Origin of the sequence: Bordetella bronchialis (assembly GCF_001676705.1) — a bacterium.
Taxonomy (GTDB): Bacteria; Pseudomonadota; Gammaproteobacteria; order Burkholderiales; family Burkholderiaceae_B; genus Bordetella_C; species Bordetella_C bronchialis.
Genome location: NZ_CP016170.1, coordinates 3,339,560 through 3,356,073, shown reverse-complemented (window position 1 = coordinate 3,356,073; position 16,514 = coordinate 3,339,560). Strand labels below are relative to the sequence as shown.

The following is a 16,514-nucleotide window of genomic DNA, read 5'->3' as shown; positions in this document are numbered from 1 at the left end:
GATTCTGTCAGGGTTTGTTCGGGCGGTCTTGCGGCCATGCTGCGGATAAGCTTGCTGTCGGCAGTTTCCCTTTTTTGATTTGTCAGATCCCCAGGAGCAATTATGAAATTGAAGCTGATCGCGGGCGTGGCCGCGTGTCTCGCGCTGACGTTCGGGCAGCCGGCCGCCGCGCAAGAGAAGACCGTGCGCATAGGCGCCATCTATCCGCTGAGCGGCGCGCTGGCGTCGACCGGCGCGGAAATCAAGGCCGCCATCGAACTGGCGGTCGACATCGTCAACAATCCGCACCCCGAACTGAAAGGCCTGCCGCTGGCGGAGGGTTCGGGACTGCCCAAGCTGGGCGGCGCCAAGATCGAAGTCGTGTTCGGCGATTCGCAGGGCAAGCCCGAAGTGGGCCTGGCCGATGCGCAGCGCCTGATCCAGCAGGAAAAGGTGGTGGCCCTGACCGGCGCCTACCAGTCCGCCGTCACCAAGACCGCCAGCCGCGTCGCGGAACAGGCCGGCATTCCTTACCTGAACGGCGAATCCAGCAGCCCGGACCTGACCGAGCGCGGCTACAAGTGGTTCTTCCGTACCTCGCCCACGGACGACACGTTCATCGAAAACATGATGCAGTTCCTGGATGGCGTGAAGGACCAGCCGACCAAGCGCATCGCCGTGGTGTATGAAAACACCGACTTCGGCGTCAACACCTACAAGGCGCTGGAGAAATTCGCCAAGCAATACAAGCGCGAAATCGTCGCCAATATCGCCTATACCGCCGGATCCGCCTCGGTTACGTCCGAAGTGCAGAAGCTGGCCGCCGCCAAGCCAGATGTGGCGATCTTCGCCAGCTATACCTCCGACGCCATGCTGTTCGTGCGCACCATGCGCGAAGCCAAGTACGCGCCGCCGATCTTCCTGGCCAACGACGCCGGCTTCATCGATTCGCGCTTCGTGCAGGAAGTCGGTTCGCAGGTGCAGGGCGTACTGACGCGCGATGTCTGGAGCAACGACATCGCGGCCAGCCAGCCCATCCTGAAGAAGGTCAACGAGATGTACAAGGCCAAGACCGGCAAGGAGCTGAACGGCAACAACGCGCGTTCCATGCAGGGCGTGCTGGTACTGGCCGATGCCATCAACCGCGCCGGTTCCACCGATCCGGAAGCCATCCGCAAGGCCATTGCCGCCACCGACCTGGGCGCCGACCAGATCGCCATGCCGTGGTCGGGCGTGAAGTTCGACGACAAGGGCCAGAACAGCAAGGGCGCCGGGCTCATCCTGCAGATGAAGGGTCCCGGCTACCAGACCGTATGGCCCGCTCAATTCAATTCCGACAAGTCGCTGCCCGCGCTTCCCTTCGCCTGGAAGTAAGCGGCCGGCACGCTGGCGCAACGCAAGACACGGCGGGCCCGCGGGGGTCCGCCGCAGGAGTCCCGCATGTTTGAAGCGCTCTACGCCGGGCTATTCAATGGCCTGATCTATGCCGCCGTGGCGGTGGGCCTGGCCCTGATCTGGGGCATCACGGACGTCATCAATTTCGCCCATGGCGAATTCCTGATGCTGGCCATGTATGCCGCCTACTGGTTCTTTACCCTGGGTCATGTCGACCCCACGATGTCGGCGCCGCTGGTCGCCATCCTGCTGGGTTTCGTCGGTTTCCTGACGTATGCGCTGATCATCAAGCGCCTGCAAAAGGGGCCGCCCATGGCGGTGATCCTGGCCACCTTCGGCCTGGGCCTGGTGCTGCGGCAACTGGCCTTCATCGCCTTCACGCCCGACTATCGCAACCTGCCCGACACACTGGTGTCCGGCAGCGTGTCGCTGGCCGGCGTCTCGATCGGCCGGCCGCAGGTGATCACGGGCCTGGTCGCCCTGGTCGTCGTCATCGCCTTGTTCGTGCTGGTGTATCGCACGCGCTGGGGGCACGCCCTGCAGGCCGTGGCGGAGGACCGCAACGTGGCCGCGCTGGTGGGAATTTCGCCGGACCGCGTCAACGCACAGGTATGGATACTGGGCAGCGCCGCGGTGGGCCTGGCGGGCGCGCTGCTGACGACGTTCTTCTATGTGTTCCCTTCGGTGGGAACGGTATTCGGCCTGCTGGCTTTCGTGGCGGTCTGCATGGGCGGCTTCGGCTCCCTGCCGGGCGCTTTCATCGCCGGGATCCTGATCGGCATCATCGAGGCGATGACGGGCTACTTCGTGGCGCCCGCCTTGAAGACGGTTTCGGTCTTTATCCTGTTCATTCTGGTTCTCTGGTACCGGCCGCGCGGCCTGTTCGGGCGGTGGTGATATGAGTCACGTAAAACAAATGGATATGACGGCCGCCATGCCGGCGAAGGCCCGGCATTCGCGCGCGCCGCTGGTGGCCGCCTTCGTGGTCGCGGCGCTGTTCGCCGCGGTCCCGCTGTTCGTCACGGACCAGTTCACCATCCAGGTGCTGCTGCTGGTACTGCTGTTCGGCGCGCTGGGCGCCGCATGGAATCTGGTGGGCGGCTTCCTGGGCCGCATTTCCTTCGGCCATGGCGTGTTCGTCGGCGTGGGGGCGTACACCACCATCCTGCTGCTGCATCACCTGAAAGTGACGCCGCTGCTGGGCATTCCGGCGGGCGCGGCGATCTCGGCGGCGCTGGCCTGGGTCGTCGGCGGTCCCACCCTGCGGCTATCGGGCCATTACTTCGCGATGGCCACCATTGCGTTGCTGCAGATCGGCCTGCTGCTGATGATCAACTGGGATTGGGCGGGCGGCGCCGTGGGTGTGGAAGCGCCCATCGGGGACGCCCCGCTGATGCTGCTGTTCCGCACCAAGGTCCCGTATTACTGGATCGCGGTGGCGCTTGCCTTGCTCACGTTCCTGCTGACGTACTTCCTGGTGCATTCGCGTACCGGCTTCTACTGGCGAGCCATCAACGGCGACGAGGCCGCCGCCCGCAGCCTGGGCGTTCCGGCCGACCGCTACAAGATGCTGGCCTTCGTGCTGTCGGCCGCCGTGACCGGCGCCTGGGGCGGCTTCTTCGCCATGTACGTGGGCTTCATCGATCCGGAATCGACCTTCAGCCTGACCATGTCCGTGCAAGTGGTGCTGGTGGCCATCCTGGGCGGGGTGGGGACGCTGGTGGGCCCATGGATAGGCGCCGCGGTGCTGCTGCCGCTGTCCGAGGGCACGCGGGTGATGTGGGGCAGTTCCGGCCTGGGCCTGGATCTGCTGGTGTTCGGATTGGCCATTCTGCTGGTGACCCTGTTCCTGCCCGGCGGCCTGATTACCTTGAGGGGGCGCCGTGGCTCTGCTTGAAGTCAAACAACTGACCAAACGCTTCGGCGGGCTGGTCGCCAACAAGGACATCAGCCTTAGCGTCGAGTCTGGCGAGATCGTCGCCATCATCGGACCCAACGGCGCGGGCAAGAGCACCTTGTTCAACGGCCTGGTGGGCCATCACGAACCCACCTCGGGCAGCGTTTCCTTCAATGGCCAATCCATGCTGGGCCGCAAGCCCGAGCAGGTCGCCGCCATGGGCCTGGTGCGCACTTACCAGATACCGCGCAACTTCGGCCAGATGACGGTGCTGGAGAACACCATGGTAGGCGCGCTGCTGCGCCACCCGCGGCTGCAGGATGCGCGCGCCGCCTCGCGGAAGGTGCTGGAGCTGGTCGGCCTGGCCGACCGTGCCGACGTCAAGGCTTCCGGCCTGAACGTGGCCGGGCAAAAGCGCGTGGAGTTGGCGCGCGCCCTGGCGACGGAGCCGCGCATGTTGCTGCTGGACGAGGTCGCGGGCGGCCTGAATCCCACCGAAGCCATCGCGCTGGCGGAAATCCTGCGCGGCATTCACGCCGCCGGCGTGACCCTGGTCATCGTCGAGCACGTGCTGGAAGTGGTGATGCGCCTGGCGCAGCGGGTGCTGGTGCTGAACTTCGGCCAGACCATCGCGGAAGGGCCGCCGCAGGAAATCGTACGCAACCCCGCTGTGATCGAGGCTTATCTGGGGAGAAAGCACCGTGCCTGAGGCGATCCTGAAAGTCGATAACCTGCACGTCGCCTATGGTGGCGTGCAAGCCGTGCGCGGGATCTCGCTGGAGGTACGGCCGGGCGAGATCACCGCGCTGCTGGGCGCCAACGGCGCCGGCAAGTCCAGCACCCTGGCCGCCATCGTCGGTACCGTGCGTCCGGCGTCGGGACAGGTCACCTTCGATGGCCAGGAAATCACCGGCACGCGGCCGGAGAAGCTGGTCAAGCGCGGCATCGCCCTGATCCCGGAGGGCGCCCGCGTGTTCGCCCGCCAGCCGGTGGAGCAGAACCTGCGGCTGGGCGCCTACACCGTGGCCAGCGATGCGGTCTATCGCGAGCGGCTGGAGCATGTCTACCAGGTGTTCCCGCGGCTCAAAGAGCGGCGCACGCAGCTGGCCGGCACGATGTCGGGCGGCGAGCGCCAGATGCTGGCGATCGGCCGCGCGCTGATGAGCGGGCCGCGGCTGCTGCTGGTGGATGAGCCCAGCCTGGGCTTGTCGCCGCTGCTGGTCGAGCAAGTATTCGATGCGCTGGCCGCGCTGAACAAGCAGGCCGGGTTGTCGGTATTGCTGGTCGAGCAGAACATGAGCGCGGCGCTGGACGTGGCCGCGCGAGCGTATGTCATGCAAAGCGGGGCCATCGCACTGTCGGGCACCGCCGCGGAGCTTGCGGCATCGGATGAGGTGAGGCAGGCTTACCTCGGCATGTGAGCCTGTAGTCGTACCGAGGGCGGGGCCCGGGTGGGGGAGATGGTCCTTCAGCGGGCCCATCCGAAGGCTGGCTGCGGACTTTCGTTGAAATACTGTTGTTTGTAGGAATCGTTCCTATGTGTCCCCTTTATATTGATTTATAAATTTAACGGGGACGGCGATCTGTCTTGCGTCTACAATGGGCGCGACAACCCGTGAGGAGCAGTTCGAATGCAACAAAAGCTTACCCATGCCTTGCCGTCGTACCTGGATCCGAAAAATGTCGGTCCCTGGGGTATCTATCTGCAACAGGTCGACCGCGTCACGCCCTATCTCGGGGCGCTGGGCCGCTGGGTCGAGACGCTGAAGCGTCCCAAGCGGGCGCTCATCGTGGACGTGCCCATCGAAATGGACGACGGGCGTATCGCCCATTTCGAGGGCTATCGCGTACAGCACAACACCTCGCGCGGGCCGGGCAAGGGCGGGGTGCGCTTCCACCAGGACGTCACGCTGTCCGAGGTCATGGCGCTGGCCGCCTGGATGTCGATCAAGAACGCGGCGGTCAATCTGCCGTACGGCGGCGCCAAGGGCGGTATCCGGGTCGATCCCCGCGGGCTGTCCCAGGCGGAGCTGGAACGCATCACCCGCCGCTATACCAGCGAGATCGGCGTCATCATCGGGCCGTCCAAGGACATCCCCGCGCCGGACGTCAATACGAACGCCCAGATCATGGCGTGGATGATGGACACGTATTCCATGAACGAGGGCGCCACCGCCACCGGCGTGGTCACCGGCAAGCCGGTGGCCCTGGGCGGCAGCCTGGGCCGCGTGGAGGCCACCGGGCGCGGCGTGTTCGTCGTGGCCTGCGAAGCCGCGCGCGACCTGGGCTTCGACGTGAACGGCGCCCGCGTCATCGTGCAAGGCTTCGGCAATGTGGGCGGCACGGCGGCGCGCCTGTTCCACGGCGTGGGGGCCAAGGTGATCGCCGTACAGGACCACACGGGCACCATCTATAACGAGTTCGGCCTGGACGTACCGGAACTGCTGGTCCATGTGTCGCAGAACGGCGGCGTGGGCGGCTTCGAAAAAGCCCAGGCGCTGGATCCCGCGGAATTCTGGAAGCTGGAAACCGAGTTCCTGATTCCCGCCGCGCTGGAAGGGCAGATCACCGGCGCGAACGCCGCGGGAATCAATGCCAAGGTGGTGGTGGAAGGCGCCAACGGTCCGACCACGCCGGATGCCGACGACATCCTCTTCGACAAAGGCATCCTGGTCGTGCCCGACGTGGTGGCCAACGCCGGCGGCGTGACGGTCAGCTACTTCGAGTGGGTGCAGGACTTCTCCAGCTTCTTCTGGACCGAGGACGAAATCAACCACCGCCTGGAGCGCATCATGCGCGACGCCTACGCCGCCGTGTCGCAGGTGGCGCGCGAACACAAGGTGACGCTGCGCACGGCCGCGTTCATCGTGGCCTGCACGCGCATCCTGCAGGCCCGCCAGGTGCGCGGGCTGTATCCGTAAGCGGGCCGGCAAGGCTCCCTATCGTCGCGGCGGCGCCATGCAAGGGGCCGCCGCGACGCGGCCGCAGCGCCGAATTCCGGGCGTTCTCCAATTTTCCCTGCCGGACATGCTTGGGTTAGGGAGCAAGTACATCTGACTGGCGTTCGGCAAGAGATTTGTGTCACGTGACGGACGATCCCAAAGACGCCATCACTCGCCGTTACGGGAACACGGCCGATCGCTATCGACTCACTTCGGCCCTTCGGGTTCGCTGGGCCTCAGTGACCGCTATGAAGGTACAACGGCCGCCGCGCAGCTATACCAAACGATGATTGGCAGAGAATCGCGGCCGCTCCCTCATTGGCGTTGTCATGGCTCCTCTGGAGCCTAGAACGCTCATCCGCAGCTCGAACTTTTCAATCAGCGATAGCTTCTGATCGGATGCCCGATGGGACCCAATAAGAAAACAGGGGGCGTTGCCCCCTATACTGCCCCTATCTTCAATTGCAATGAACTAGAAGCGATGTGCGAGCCCAGCTATTTGCTTGGCGGTCGTCGCGATCTCCGTCGAGTCGCCGTTGCGCCAGTACACATCGTCTCCGTAGTACGAAAGCTCTTTTTGCGGCGGTACTGTGAATACGATCACCCCCAGTCCGTAGAACGAGTTGTAGTCAATGTGCGAAAGAATTGAGTCGCGAAGAGCAGAGGACAACGGCGATTTCTTGATCGCGTCCTTCCACTTCGTATAGTAGTCTTCGACCGAGAGCCCAAGCACTTTCGCTTCTCGAACTACACCGACAACATAACGTTTGCCGACTTTCTTTGGTTCGATGCCGTCCAACTGTTTGACCCTTGCCGCGTCGGCATCTTTGTCGGTCACTCCAATTAGTACTTTCCCATCGCGCTGCGGGCCGTTATTCGCTATGGCACACAACGTCTTGAGCACTTTCTCTATCAGAGCGTCATCTATTTTGCGGTCATCGCTGAGCAGCAACATACCCTGCTTCAATTCATAGTCAGAAAGTTCGATTTCCGATCGGCGGATGGTCGACTCAATATCGACTGTCGCGTGGCTGCCGTAAATCAGTTTGTCCACCTCGGCCTTGACGAAGCCACCAACAATCAGACCCTTGACCGTGTCGATGTTCTTGCGCCGTTCGGCAGTAGAGGTAGCGCCCCGACTTGTATCGATGCGATTAGATAATCCGGTGAGCCCCTTTTTTACAGCCGAGTGATCGGAGATGATCATGCCGCTTTTCACGATCAATTCGTGAAAAGCAATGAGGATTATCGCGAACACTGCTGGAAACGCGTTGGTTGTGCCCTTCATGAAGATGATATTTCGGAGCTTAGCCCGGCCATCTGTATTACAAACGGTGAGTATTTGATCGAGGCAGAACTTAAATTCTTGAGAAAATTTATCGGCGCCGTATACCTCAAGCGCGTTGTTCACTCTCTCGCTCTCGGGGGTTGTGGCGTCATAAATCGCGTCGAGCGCATCTTTTGAGCGCTCAATCAGTTCACCGCCGACAATGCATGCCGCGATATCAGCGATGCACTGCTCATCCATGCTATCCCGTAGGTCTGTTGAGCGAAGCACCCCTTGCTCGACCCACACCACTTCGTCAGCCTTGACCTCGTAACCGTGCTTTACCATGGGCAGGTCAATGCTGATGCTAGGCATTGACTTAAGAGGGAGTATGTCCGCCGAGGCGTCTCCTCGTACGCCGCAGGCTATCAGTCGGACCATCTGTGAGAACTCGTTTTCGACGCCAGCTTGGCGGCGTTCTTGGTCGCTCAAGCGATGTCCGTAAGTATTGATGCGCCCGAAGACATCATTTACCTCGTCGTCAGTCGCATTTCGCATGACCGAAAGTGCAAGCGTGTAGTCGAGAACGGCGCTTACATCCTTTTGACTGATCCAGTTCTGAGTGTCTGCGATGGAAAATAGACCCCCATCAGCATTGGCCTTCGCGGTCGGGAAATGCTTGACATCAAAATAATTACCATCCAGCGTCGAAAATCCAGTCTCAATAAAGGAAACAATGGCGTGTAATCGCTGGAGGCCGTCGATAATTTCATAGCCATCGCCCGATTTCCTCTCAGCGATTAGGATGGCCGGAATCGGGTACCGGTTTACAATTGACTCGATGAGGCGTTGCTTTTCTTCAAGCGTCCAAACTAGTTTGCGCTGATAGCGACGATTCACGAACAGCTTGTCCTCGCGATACATTGCGTACACTGACTGGATCGACGTCGGTTGGGATGCGAGCTCTGACATGGCGCCTCGGCGAGCAAAATAGGTATCTTAAACTATCCAACGTATCAACGCGCTAAAACCGCGATGTGCGGGTGGGGACCGCTCAGTCACCTATATCGGCCACCGCATGAGGTCCATGATAGACCCACAGAGCCGGCCGACGACGCGGCCCAACACCGTGGGCATTCGAACGTCAGTTATCTGAGGGAAGCCGCTGTTTGAGCGTCTTCCTGTGGGCACCGGCGAACGGCGGGAGATGGCCGAAAGCGGCCTATGAAGAAAGTTGCGCTCGTGGAAGTCCACGCAGCGCAACGAGCTACTCAGAGACGCACGACTAACGGACTACTGTATAACGGTAGACGTTAGTCTCCCGTTGCTGAAACCCCAGTTTTCTATACAGCTGGTTCGCTGCGACCCGAGATGGCCGCGACGTGAGGTCGATACTCACCACCCCCAATCCGGTAGCGTATTGGATGGCCGCTTGGCAGAGAGCTTTCCCAACACCGAGCCCACGAGAGTCGGGATCAACGATGACGTCCTCGATCCATGCTCTCCTACCTGTCGGAAGAAGAAAGCACGCCAATGTCAGCGTTCCCACTATGGCTTGAGAGCCGGATCTGGCAACGAATAGAACGGTCGCGGGCGACGCGGTTATCTCCCGAAGGCTTTCGGCAGAGATTGCCGGTGCGGACGACGATAGCTCGGGAAGCAACCGTTTCATGGCTTCGACGAGCTCCGGCGTAACCTCGAAGATCCTGGAGATGGAAATCGCCATTGCCGCCTCGGCTTAGCTATTGGACTCCCGCTAGACTAGCGTTTGTCTTCGAGTTGTCAATGCGCTGGGGCCCGCATCAAGTGTTTCAACGCGGTGGATTCCGACATCCGGCTCGCCGCTGTCGCCAGCCTGAAAAAACACGCCGCTTTCGCGCGCCGGCAGGATTCAGTTCCGGGCGGGGATGAACTCCGGACGCAGGATGCCGACCAGGTCCTTGTAGGGGATCTGCAGCTCCGGCTCCCCGTAGGAATAGGGCGCGATCGAGTACGCATCGTATTTGACCGTCATGCCTTCGCGGGTCAGGGCGAAATTGTCGTAGGGCTCGTAGGGCCACAGCTTGTTGTAGGCCGCCGGATCGCGCTTGTAGTCGTCGTTGGTCTTGAGCCAGCGCGCGTGCGCGGCCTTCAGCGCTTCCACGAACTGCGGGCCCCGTCCGGGCAGGATGGCTTCGCCCAGCGCCAGCACGCGCCCCTTGCTGCGCTGCCAGTTGATGTATTGGGTGGCCGGGATGGGGTGGGCCGCGCCGGTCACGTACTGGCCCGTGTGCAGCTCGATGGCGATGATGTCCCCGACCGTGTCCTTGACGCTGGCCTTGAACCAGGTCTCGTCGCGGGGTTGCGCCGTCTGGAAGAAGAACTGCGCGTATTCGTTCAGGGTTTCGTAGGGGCCGCGGCGGTTGCGGTCCACGCCGGTCATGTAGGCCAGTACGTGGTCGACCAGGGCGGTCAGCTTGGGGATCTCCGGAAACGCCACGGAATCCACCTCGATGCGCGGGCATTCGCCCTTGCAGCCGGGCTTGGTTTTCGTCCATTTGACGCTTTCGACCTTGACGTCGGCCGCGTCCGCGGGCTGCGCGCTGCTGGACGCCAGGCTGATATCGGCCGGTGGCGAACTGCCGCATGCGGCCAGCAGCGACAGCAGGCAGCAGGCGAGCAGGCCGCCGGCCGCCCGGCGGACCGTGGCGGTGCGCCGGTCCTGGCGCGGCAGCGTGCGGCTAGACGGCGTATCGTCGTGCAGGGACGCGTGGTGGGACTCGAGCATGGCGGTTCGGGGGTGTGGCGGGGTGAGGGAAGCGTCGGTCATTCAGGGGACCTGGTTCAGCCAGGACTCGGTGGCGAAGCGCTCGCGGGCCTGGCGGTCGGCCTCGGCCAGCTCGGCTTCGGCGATGGCGCCGGGGGCCAGGCCATGCCTGTCCTTGAACACTTCGATCATGCGGTCGATGATACGTTCCCGGTCCATGCCGGTCTGGGTCAGCAAGGGATCCACGCGCTTTTTCGCGCTGGTGGTGCCTTTGTCGGACAGCTTTTCGCGGCCGATGCGCAGCACCTGCACCATCTTGTCGGCATCGATGTCGTAGGCCATGGTGACGTGGTGCAGCACCGCCTTGCCGCGGCGCGCCTGGGCCGCCCCGCCGATCTTGCCGCCTTCGGACGTAATGTCGTTCAGGGGCTGGTACCAGGCCTTGATGCCCAGCGATTGCAGGGCCTCCAGGGTCCACTGGTCCAGGAAGGCATACGATTCCTGGAAGCTCATGCCTTCCACCAGCGACAGCGGCGCGTAGATGGAATACGTGATGGTGTTGCCCGGCTCCACGAACATGGCGCCGCCGCCGCTGACGCGGCGCACGACCTCCACGCCGTGGCGCCGCGCGCCGTCCGGGTCTACCTCGTTCCTGAGGGATTGGAAGCGGCCGATGACCACCGCGCGGGCGGCCCATTCCCAGAACCGCAGGGTAGGGGGACGGCGTCCCGCGGCCACTTCGTCGCAGAGTACGGCGTCCAGCGCCATGTGCTGCAAGGGCGTGCGCGGGCCTTCGCGTATCAATTGCCAGTCGTGGTCGCGCCATGTGGTGCGGCTCATGCGAGTGCCCTCCGTACCGCCACGGCCACCGCTTCGGGGGAAAAACCGAACATCTCGGTGCCGCGCGGCAGGGCCAGCGCCACGGCCAGCGCGATCTCCGCTTCGGTGGCCTGCGCGGACAGGCCGGTCAATGCGCGGTCGATCTCCGCCAGGGCTTCGGGCGGCTCCAGGAAAAAGTCGCCGCTGATGCTTACCTGTGCCAGGGCGCCGCCGTCCACCTGCACATCGGCCACGACCAGTTTGCCGCCCGGCACCTTGTATTCGCCATGCATGGAAATTCCTCGAACAAGCGCGCCGTCCGCGCGGACGGCATGCGCGTGCGTCGATGTTAAGGCATGCGACCGCTCGGTGGGGCCACGGCGGCGGGCCATGGCCGCCAATTCAGGGTCACGCCGGCGACCGCGAGCAGGATCAGCGCGATGCCGGCCGCCTGGGCTAGATCCAGGCGCTGCCCGAAGAACGCGTAGTCGACCAGGATGGCCACCGCGGGGTAGATGAAGGACAGGGCGGCAAGCAGCGAGGTGGCCAGCTTCTGGATGGCCGAGTACAGCAGGATGTACATCAGGCAGGTGTGCACTACGCCCAGGACTGCCAGGCAGGCCCACTGCGTCGGCAGGGTGGGCAAGGCGTGGAAGTCGGCCAGCGGCGCCAGCATCACGATACCGACCGCCGCCTGCACCAGGGCCAGCAGATGCGGCGGAATATGCGCCAGGCGCTTCACGATGATGGCGGTCACGGCATACAGCGCCCCGGCGCCCATGCCCAGCGCCAGGCCCAGCACGTGCCCGTCGTGCAAGGACAGCTGCGAACCGCGCAGGTCCAGCAACAGCAACAGGCCGCCGAAGGCCAGCACGGCCCAAGCGATCTTGCTGGCGCTGGGCCGCTCGCCCAGGAACAGGGCGCCCAGCCCCATCAGGAAGAAGGGCTGGAAGTTGTAGACCGCGGTGGACAGGGAAATCGAGGCCAGGCGATAGGCCGAGAACAGCAGCACCCAGTTCATGACCAGCGCCGCGCCGGCCGCCACGGCCATCAGGAAAGTGGTTCGGGTGAAGTGGCGCCGCGACAGCAGCCCGGCGGCATGGCAATACGCCAGCAGCGCCAGCGCGCCGAACACGCAGCGGAAAAACACCACGTTGAAGGGCGTTTGTCCCGATTCCAGGACGAAGAAACCCAGGGTGCCGGAAAGGGCCATGGCCGTGCTCATTTGCACGATGCCCAGGCGTTCGTTGGGAGTGGTCATGATGGCGATCCTCGCTCGTTTCGAGGAAAATTATCCCAGCCGGATCGGCGCGTTCACATATCGGAACCGCGCAATTTTCATCGATGTGCCTTCGTTTGGAGGAAAAATCATGCCTGTCGGCCTTAATAACCAAGAACCCGGCCTGGATGCGGTGGATCGCCGCCTGATCACGCTGCTGTCGGCCAATGCGCGGGCGTCCGTCGCCGAGCTGGCCAGGACGGTGGGCATGTCCTCGCCCAGCGTCTCCGACCGCCTGCGGCGCCTGGAAGAAACCGGCGTCATACGCCGCTATACGGTGGACATCGATCCGGCTGCCCTGGGCTACACGCTGGAGGCCATCGTGCGGGTGCGCCCCATGCCCGGCCAGTTGCGGCATGTCGAAGCGCTGCTGAAGGACATCCCGGAATTCGTCGAATGCGACAAGGTGACGGGCGAGGACTGCTTTGTCGCCCGCGTCGTCCTGCGCACGATCGGGCATCTGGACGAGATCCTGGACCGGGTCACCGAGTACGCCGAAACCAACACCGCCATCGTCAAGGACGCGACGCTGCGGCGGCGCCTTCCGCCGCTGGCATAAGCGGCGCGTTTCTCATCCGTAGCAATTTGTTTTTTGTAAATTGTAGACAATCTCAACCCGGCTCGATAGAATCTTCCGCAGGCAAGGTCATCAGCCACGACGCCGGCCCGCCGCCCATGGCGCGGATCGTCCCGTCGACACACATCGAGGTGTCCGATTGACTCAAGCAGATTCCACGTCCGGTCGTGGACCCGGTGCAACATCGCCCGGCGGCGCGGCCGGCGGCCCGGCGGCGGGCCACGTCCCGGACGCCGGCTATCGCGGCCCGCTCAGCGGCGTCAAGGTGCTCGATCTGAGCGGCTACATCGCCGGCCCGTACGGATGCGCGCTGCTGGCCGACCAGGGCGCGGAGGTCATCAAGGTCGAACCGCCGCAGGGCGACAACCTGCGCAACTATCCCTCCACGCTGGCGGCCGAAGGCCGGGCCTTCCTGGGCGTCAACCGCGGCAAGCTCGGCATCCGGCTGGACCTGAAGCATCCCGCGGGCAAGGACGTCCTGCTGCGGCTGGCGGAACAGGCCGACGTCCTGGTGCACAACTTCCGTCCCAGCGTGCCGCCCAGGCTGGGGATCGATTACGACACCCTGCGCGCCCGCAACCCGCGGCTGGTCTATTGCGCGCTTACCGGATACGGCGATACGGGTCCGCTCAAGGACAGCGCCGGCTACGACCAGGTACTGCAGACCATGACGGGGATCTGCACCTTCCAGGGGGCGCCCGGCGATGCCGAGATCGTCTATGGCTCCGTGGTGGATTACTACGCGGCCTCGCTGCTTGCCGGCAGCGTGGCCTCGGCCCTGTACCAGCGCGAGCGCACGGGGCAGGGCTCGTATGTGGGCGTATCGCTGCTGGGCAGCGCGCTGGCGATGCAATCGGCCCGCTTCATCTGGGCCGAGAACGAACCGCGCGAAGTCTGGCGCGATATGCGTTCCGGCGGCATCACCGGCCTGCATCCCACCCGCGAAGGCAGCATCTACCTGTCGGCGAACACGCCGCATTTCTGGGAGGCGCTGTGCGAACTGGTCGGCCTGCCGGAGATGGGCCGGGATCCGCGCTACGACAGCGTGCGCAAGCGCGCCGAACACGCGGACGAGATCGTGCCGCGACTGCGGCAGGCCCTGCGGGCCCACACAGCGCTGCAATGGCAGGAGATCTTCGGCGTGCGCGTCCCGTGCGCGCCGGCGCGTCCCATCGAGGACATGTTCGATCATCCGCAGGTCATGGCGCAGGACATGGTGCATACCTATCCGCATCCGGCCGTCGGCAGCTATCGCGGCCTGGCGCGGCCGGTGCAGTTCGGCAAGGGGCCGGTGGCGGCGCCGCGCGCCGCGCCCACGCTGGGACAGCATACCGAGCAGGTCCTGCGCGAGGGCGGCTGGACGGACGCGGAACTGGAACGACTGCGCGCCGCGGGCGTGCTGGGCTGATCGGGGTGGCGCCGCGCCGCATGCAGGCTGGCGCGGGCCGCATATGCCGGGACTCTACGCAAAGGCGGGCAGCATGACGGCGCTTTGGGAATCGTATCTGTCGGAACAGGACGCGGCGGTGCTGCGGCGCGGCGGCTTCGGCCGGCGCATGGGTTTCGGCCGGCATCCGGCCGTGGTGGTGATCGACGCGCAGAAATACATGGTGGGCGCGCTGGGCGAGGACGCCGATTGGCCAGCCAGCTGCGGCGACGCCGGCCGCGCTTCCGTGGCCGCCATCGCCCAGGTGGTGGGCGCGGCGCAGCAGGCCGGCGTGCCGTGCTTCTTTACCCGCTTCGAAGTCGATCGCGATGGCAGCGACATCGGCGGTTATCGCCGCAAGCGCGGCCTGCTGGACAGCGAACGCTGGTGCCTGGCCGGCACGGTGGGGGCGGAATTGGTGGATGTCCTGCATCCCGCCCCGGGCGACGTGGTCTTCGTCAAGAAAAAACCCAGCGGCTTCCACGGTACGCCCTTGCTCGGCTACCTGATCGACCGCGGCGTCGACACCGTCATCGTCATGGGCGGCGCCACCAGCAATTGCATCCGCGCCACGGTGTTCGATTCGGCCTCGTACAACTTCCGCACCATCGTGCCGCAGGAGTGCGTGTTCGATCGCATTCCGATTTCGCACGCCATCAGTCTGTTCGATATGAATCGCCAGTTCGCCGACGTGGTGCCCATGGCCCAGGTGCTGGCGTATCTGCGCCTGCCCGACGCGCAGCGCATGGATTTCGGCGCGCAGGCCGGTCCCTGATCCACCTCGCGGCGGCCCCCGCGCGCCGGGGCGTGCCGTCGCGTCCGGTCGTTCCCGCGCGCTCATGCCCCGATGCGGGCAAGCCGCCATCGCATGCGGCACACCATAACAAGACCAGGAGAGAGCAATCATGTCGGACCGTCTGTCATCCCCGCCTTCCGGCGCGGCGCCCGCGCCGCATGCCGGCCCCTGGTACCGCGACGTCTCCCGCGACGCCTGGCGGGTGCTGGCCTTGTCCGGCCTGGGCTGGCTGTTCGAGGTCTACGAGATATTCATTCTTTCGCTGACGGTCCCTGCCTTCATCGTCTACTTCGACCTGACACGCGCGGAGGCCGGCCTGATCGGCAGCCTGTCGGCGTTGGGCCAGATCGTGGGTGGCATCGCCTTCGGCTGGGTGGCGGACCGCTATGGCCGCGTGAAGACGCTGATCGTCACCATCCTGATCTACTCCGTGTTCTCCGGCGCCACGGCGCTGGCCGCGGGCGCCGCCATGGTCGCCGTCACGCGCGTGCTGGCCGGACTGGGCATGGGCGGCTCGTGGACGGCGGGCGCCGCGCTGGTGGCCGAGACCTGGAGGCCCGAGCACCGCGGCAAGGGAGGTGCCCTGATGCAACTGGGGCTGCCGCTGGGATCGCTGCTGGCCATCGGCATCGTGGCGCTGGTCAGCCATGCCGCGGGCGGCCTGGACGGCGGCGGCTGGCGCTGGGTCTATGCCATCGGCCTGCTTCCCATCGTTATCCTCTACCCGGTCGCGCGGCGCACGCCCGAATCGCCGGTGTGGCTGGCGCGCGTCAGGACGGGAGAACCGCGCGGCCGCATCGCGGACCTGCTGCGGCCCGAGAACGCCAAGGGCCTGGTCAAGGCCTTCGGTTTTATCTTTTTCGTGCAGTACGTGTATTGGGCCGTATTCACCTGGACGCCCACCTTCCTGGTCACGGTCAAGCATTTCAATTTCGTCCACAGCCTGGGGTTCACCCTGGCGCAGCAGCTGGGCTCGCTGATCGGCTTCCTGGTGTTCGCGACGCTGGTGGATCGGATCGGCCGCAAGGCCACGTTTTCGCTGTACCTGTTGATCGGCGCCATCGCCGTCATCGGCTTTGTCACCATCGAACAGGAGCGCCTGCTGCTGGTCGCCAGCTTCTTCACCGGACTGGGCATCACCGGCCTGTTCGCCGGCATGGGGCCCTTCGCCGCCGAACTCGTGCCGCGGACGGCGGCGCGCGGGTTCGCCATGGGGCTGGCCTACAACGGCGGCCGCATCGGCGGCATGATCGCGCCTTACCTGATCGGCGCGCTGGCCACCTCGGCCGCGGGCTTCAAGACCGGCATGCTGACCACGGTGGTGGCCTTCGTCCTGGCGTGGATGGTGGTGTTGATTTCGCCGGAAACCAAAGGCCAGCACATCAGCTGAG

16 protein-coding genes are annotated in these 16,514 nt (G+C 64.5%); 10 read left to right on the top strand and 6 right to left on the bottom strand.

All coding sequences use genetic code 11. The annotated features are described in order from the left end of the window. Nucleotides 1–102: 102 nt before the first annotated feature. The 6 genes from BAU06_RS14845 (at nucleotide 103) to BAU06_RS14820 (ending at nucleotide 6,192) form a co-directional block, all read left to right on the top strand. Complete coding sequence (locus BAU06_RS14845; RefSeq protein WP_066350608.1) at nucleotides 103–1,353, top strand: ABC transporter substrate-binding protein; 1,251 nt, start codon at nucleotides 103–105, stop codon at nucleotides 1,351–1,353. Between the two features lie 66 nt (nucleotides 1,354–1,419). Continuing rightward, complete coding sequence (locus BAU06_RS14840; protein WP_066350599.1) at nucleotides 1,420–2,271, top strand: branched-chain amino acid ABC transporter permease; 852 nt, start codon at nucleotides 1,420–1,422, stop codon at nucleotides 2,269–2,271. A gap of 25 nt (nucleotides 2,272–2,296) precedes the next feature. Then, on the top strand, nucleotides 2,297–3,271 hold the full coding sequence (locus BAU06_RS14835) for a branched-chain amino acid ABC transporter permease (RefSeq protein WP_415834892.1): 975 nt from the start codon (nucleotides 2,297–2,299) through the stop codon (nucleotides 3,269–3,271). Then, on the top strand, nucleotides 3,258–3,980 hold the full coding sequence (locus BAU06_RS14830; protein ID WP_066350590.1) for an ABC transporter ATP-binding protein: 723 nt from the start codon (nucleotides 3,258–3,260) through the stop codon (nucleotides 3,978–3,980). The genes BAU06_RS14835 and BAU06_RS14830 overlap by 14 nt, the downstream gene beginning before the upstream one ends. Before the next feature lie 4 nt (nucleotides 3,981–3,984). Next, nucleotides 3,985–4,692 carry an ABC transporter ATP-binding protein gene (locus tag BAU06_RS14825; protein ID WP_066359097.1) on the top strand — a complete coding sequence of 236 codons (708 nt, stop codon included), beginning with the start codon at nucleotides 3,985–3,987 and terminating at the stop codon, nucleotides 4,690–4,692. 210 nt (nucleotides 4,693–4,902) lie between these two features. After that, on the top strand, nucleotides 4,903–6,192 hold the full coding sequence (locus BAU06_RS14820; RefSeq protein WP_066350584.1) for a Glu/Leu/Phe/Val family dehydrogenase: 1,290 nt from the start codon (nucleotides 4,903–4,905) through the stop codon (nucleotides 6,190–6,192). 493 nt (nucleotides 6,193–6,685) lie between these two features. Here the strand turns inward: BAU06_RS14820 and BAU06_RS14815 are convergent, their stop codons facing one another. The 6 genes from BAU06_RS14815 to BAU06_RS14795 form a co-directional block, all read right to left on the bottom strand. Further along, nucleotides 6,686–8,452: a GmrSD restriction endonuclease domain-containing protein gene (locus BAU06_RS14815; RefSeq protein WP_066350576.1), complete on the bottom strand. Its 1,767-nt coding sequence runs from the start codon at nucleotides 8,450–8,452 to the stop codon at nucleotides 6,686–6,688. Between the two features lie 313 nt (nucleotides 8,453–8,765). Next, a complete protein-coding gene (locus BAU06_RS26245) occupies nucleotides 8,766–9,152 on the bottom strand; it encodes a GNAT family N-acetyltransferase (protein ID WP_231934103.1) in 387 nt (128 codons plus the stop codon). Nucleotides 9,153–9,371: 219 nt separating this feature from the next. Next, nucleotides 9,372–10,247, bottom strand: a complete 876-nt coding sequence (locus tag BAU06_RS14810; RefSeq protein WP_082988242.1) for an RsiV family protein — start codon at nucleotides 10,245–10,247, stop codon at nucleotides 9,372–9,374. Between the two features lie 42 nt (nucleotides 10,248–10,289). After that, nucleotides 10,290–11,066: a lipoate--protein ligase family protein gene (locus tag BAU06_RS14805; RefSeq protein WP_066350565.1), complete on the bottom strand. Its 777-nt coding sequence runs from the start codon at nucleotides 11,064–11,066 to the stop codon at nucleotides 10,290–10,292. Continuing rightward, nucleotides 11,063–11,338 carry a biotin--protein ligase gene (locus BAU06_RS14800; protein WP_066350562.1) on the bottom strand — a complete coding sequence of 92 codons (276 nt, stop codon included), beginning with the start codon at nucleotides 11,336–11,338 and terminating at the stop codon, nucleotides 11,063–11,065. The genes BAU06_RS14805 and BAU06_RS14800 overlap by 4 nt, the downstream gene beginning before the upstream one ends. A gap of 56 nt (nucleotides 11,339–11,394) precedes the next feature. Continuing rightward, entirely contained in the window at nucleotides 11,395–12,306 is a 912-nt protein-coding gene (locus BAU06_RS14795) for a DMT family transporter (protein WP_066350559.1), read from the bottom strand. A gap of 109 nt (nucleotides 12,307–12,415) precedes the next feature. Here BAU06_RS14795 and BAU06_RS14790 point away from each other — a divergent pair, with 109 nt between their 5' ends. From BAU06_RS14790 to BAU06_RS14775, 4 genes are all read left to right on the top strand, one after another. Beyond that, nucleotides 12,416–12,883, top strand: coding sequence for an Lrp/AsnC family transcriptional regulator (locus tag BAU06_RS14790; protein ID WP_066359087.1), 468 nt, complete (start codon nucleotides 12,416–12,418; stop codon nucleotides 12,881–12,883). A 283-nt stretch (nucleotides 12,884–13,166) separates the two neighbouring features. Continuing rightward, nucleotides 13,167–14,309: a CaiB/BaiF CoA transferase family protein gene (locus BAU06_RS14785; protein WP_066350556.1), complete on the top strand. Its 1,143-nt coding sequence runs from the start codon at nucleotides 13,167–13,169 to the stop codon at nucleotides 14,307–14,309. Nucleotides 14,310–14,382: 73 nt separating this feature from the next. Then, nucleotides 14,383–15,102 carry a cysteine hydrolase family protein gene (locus tag BAU06_RS14780; RefSeq protein WP_066350553.1) on the top strand — a complete coding sequence of 240 codons (720 nt, stop codon included), beginning with the start codon at nucleotides 14,383–14,385 and terminating at the stop codon, nucleotides 15,100–15,102. A 130-nt stretch (nucleotides 15,103–15,232) separates the two neighbouring features. Beyond that, entirely contained in the window at nucleotides 15,233–16,513 is a 1,281-nt protein-coding gene (locus BAU06_RS14775; protein WP_066350537.1) for an MFS transporter, read from the top strand. Nucleotide 16,514: the final 1 nt, after the last annotated feature.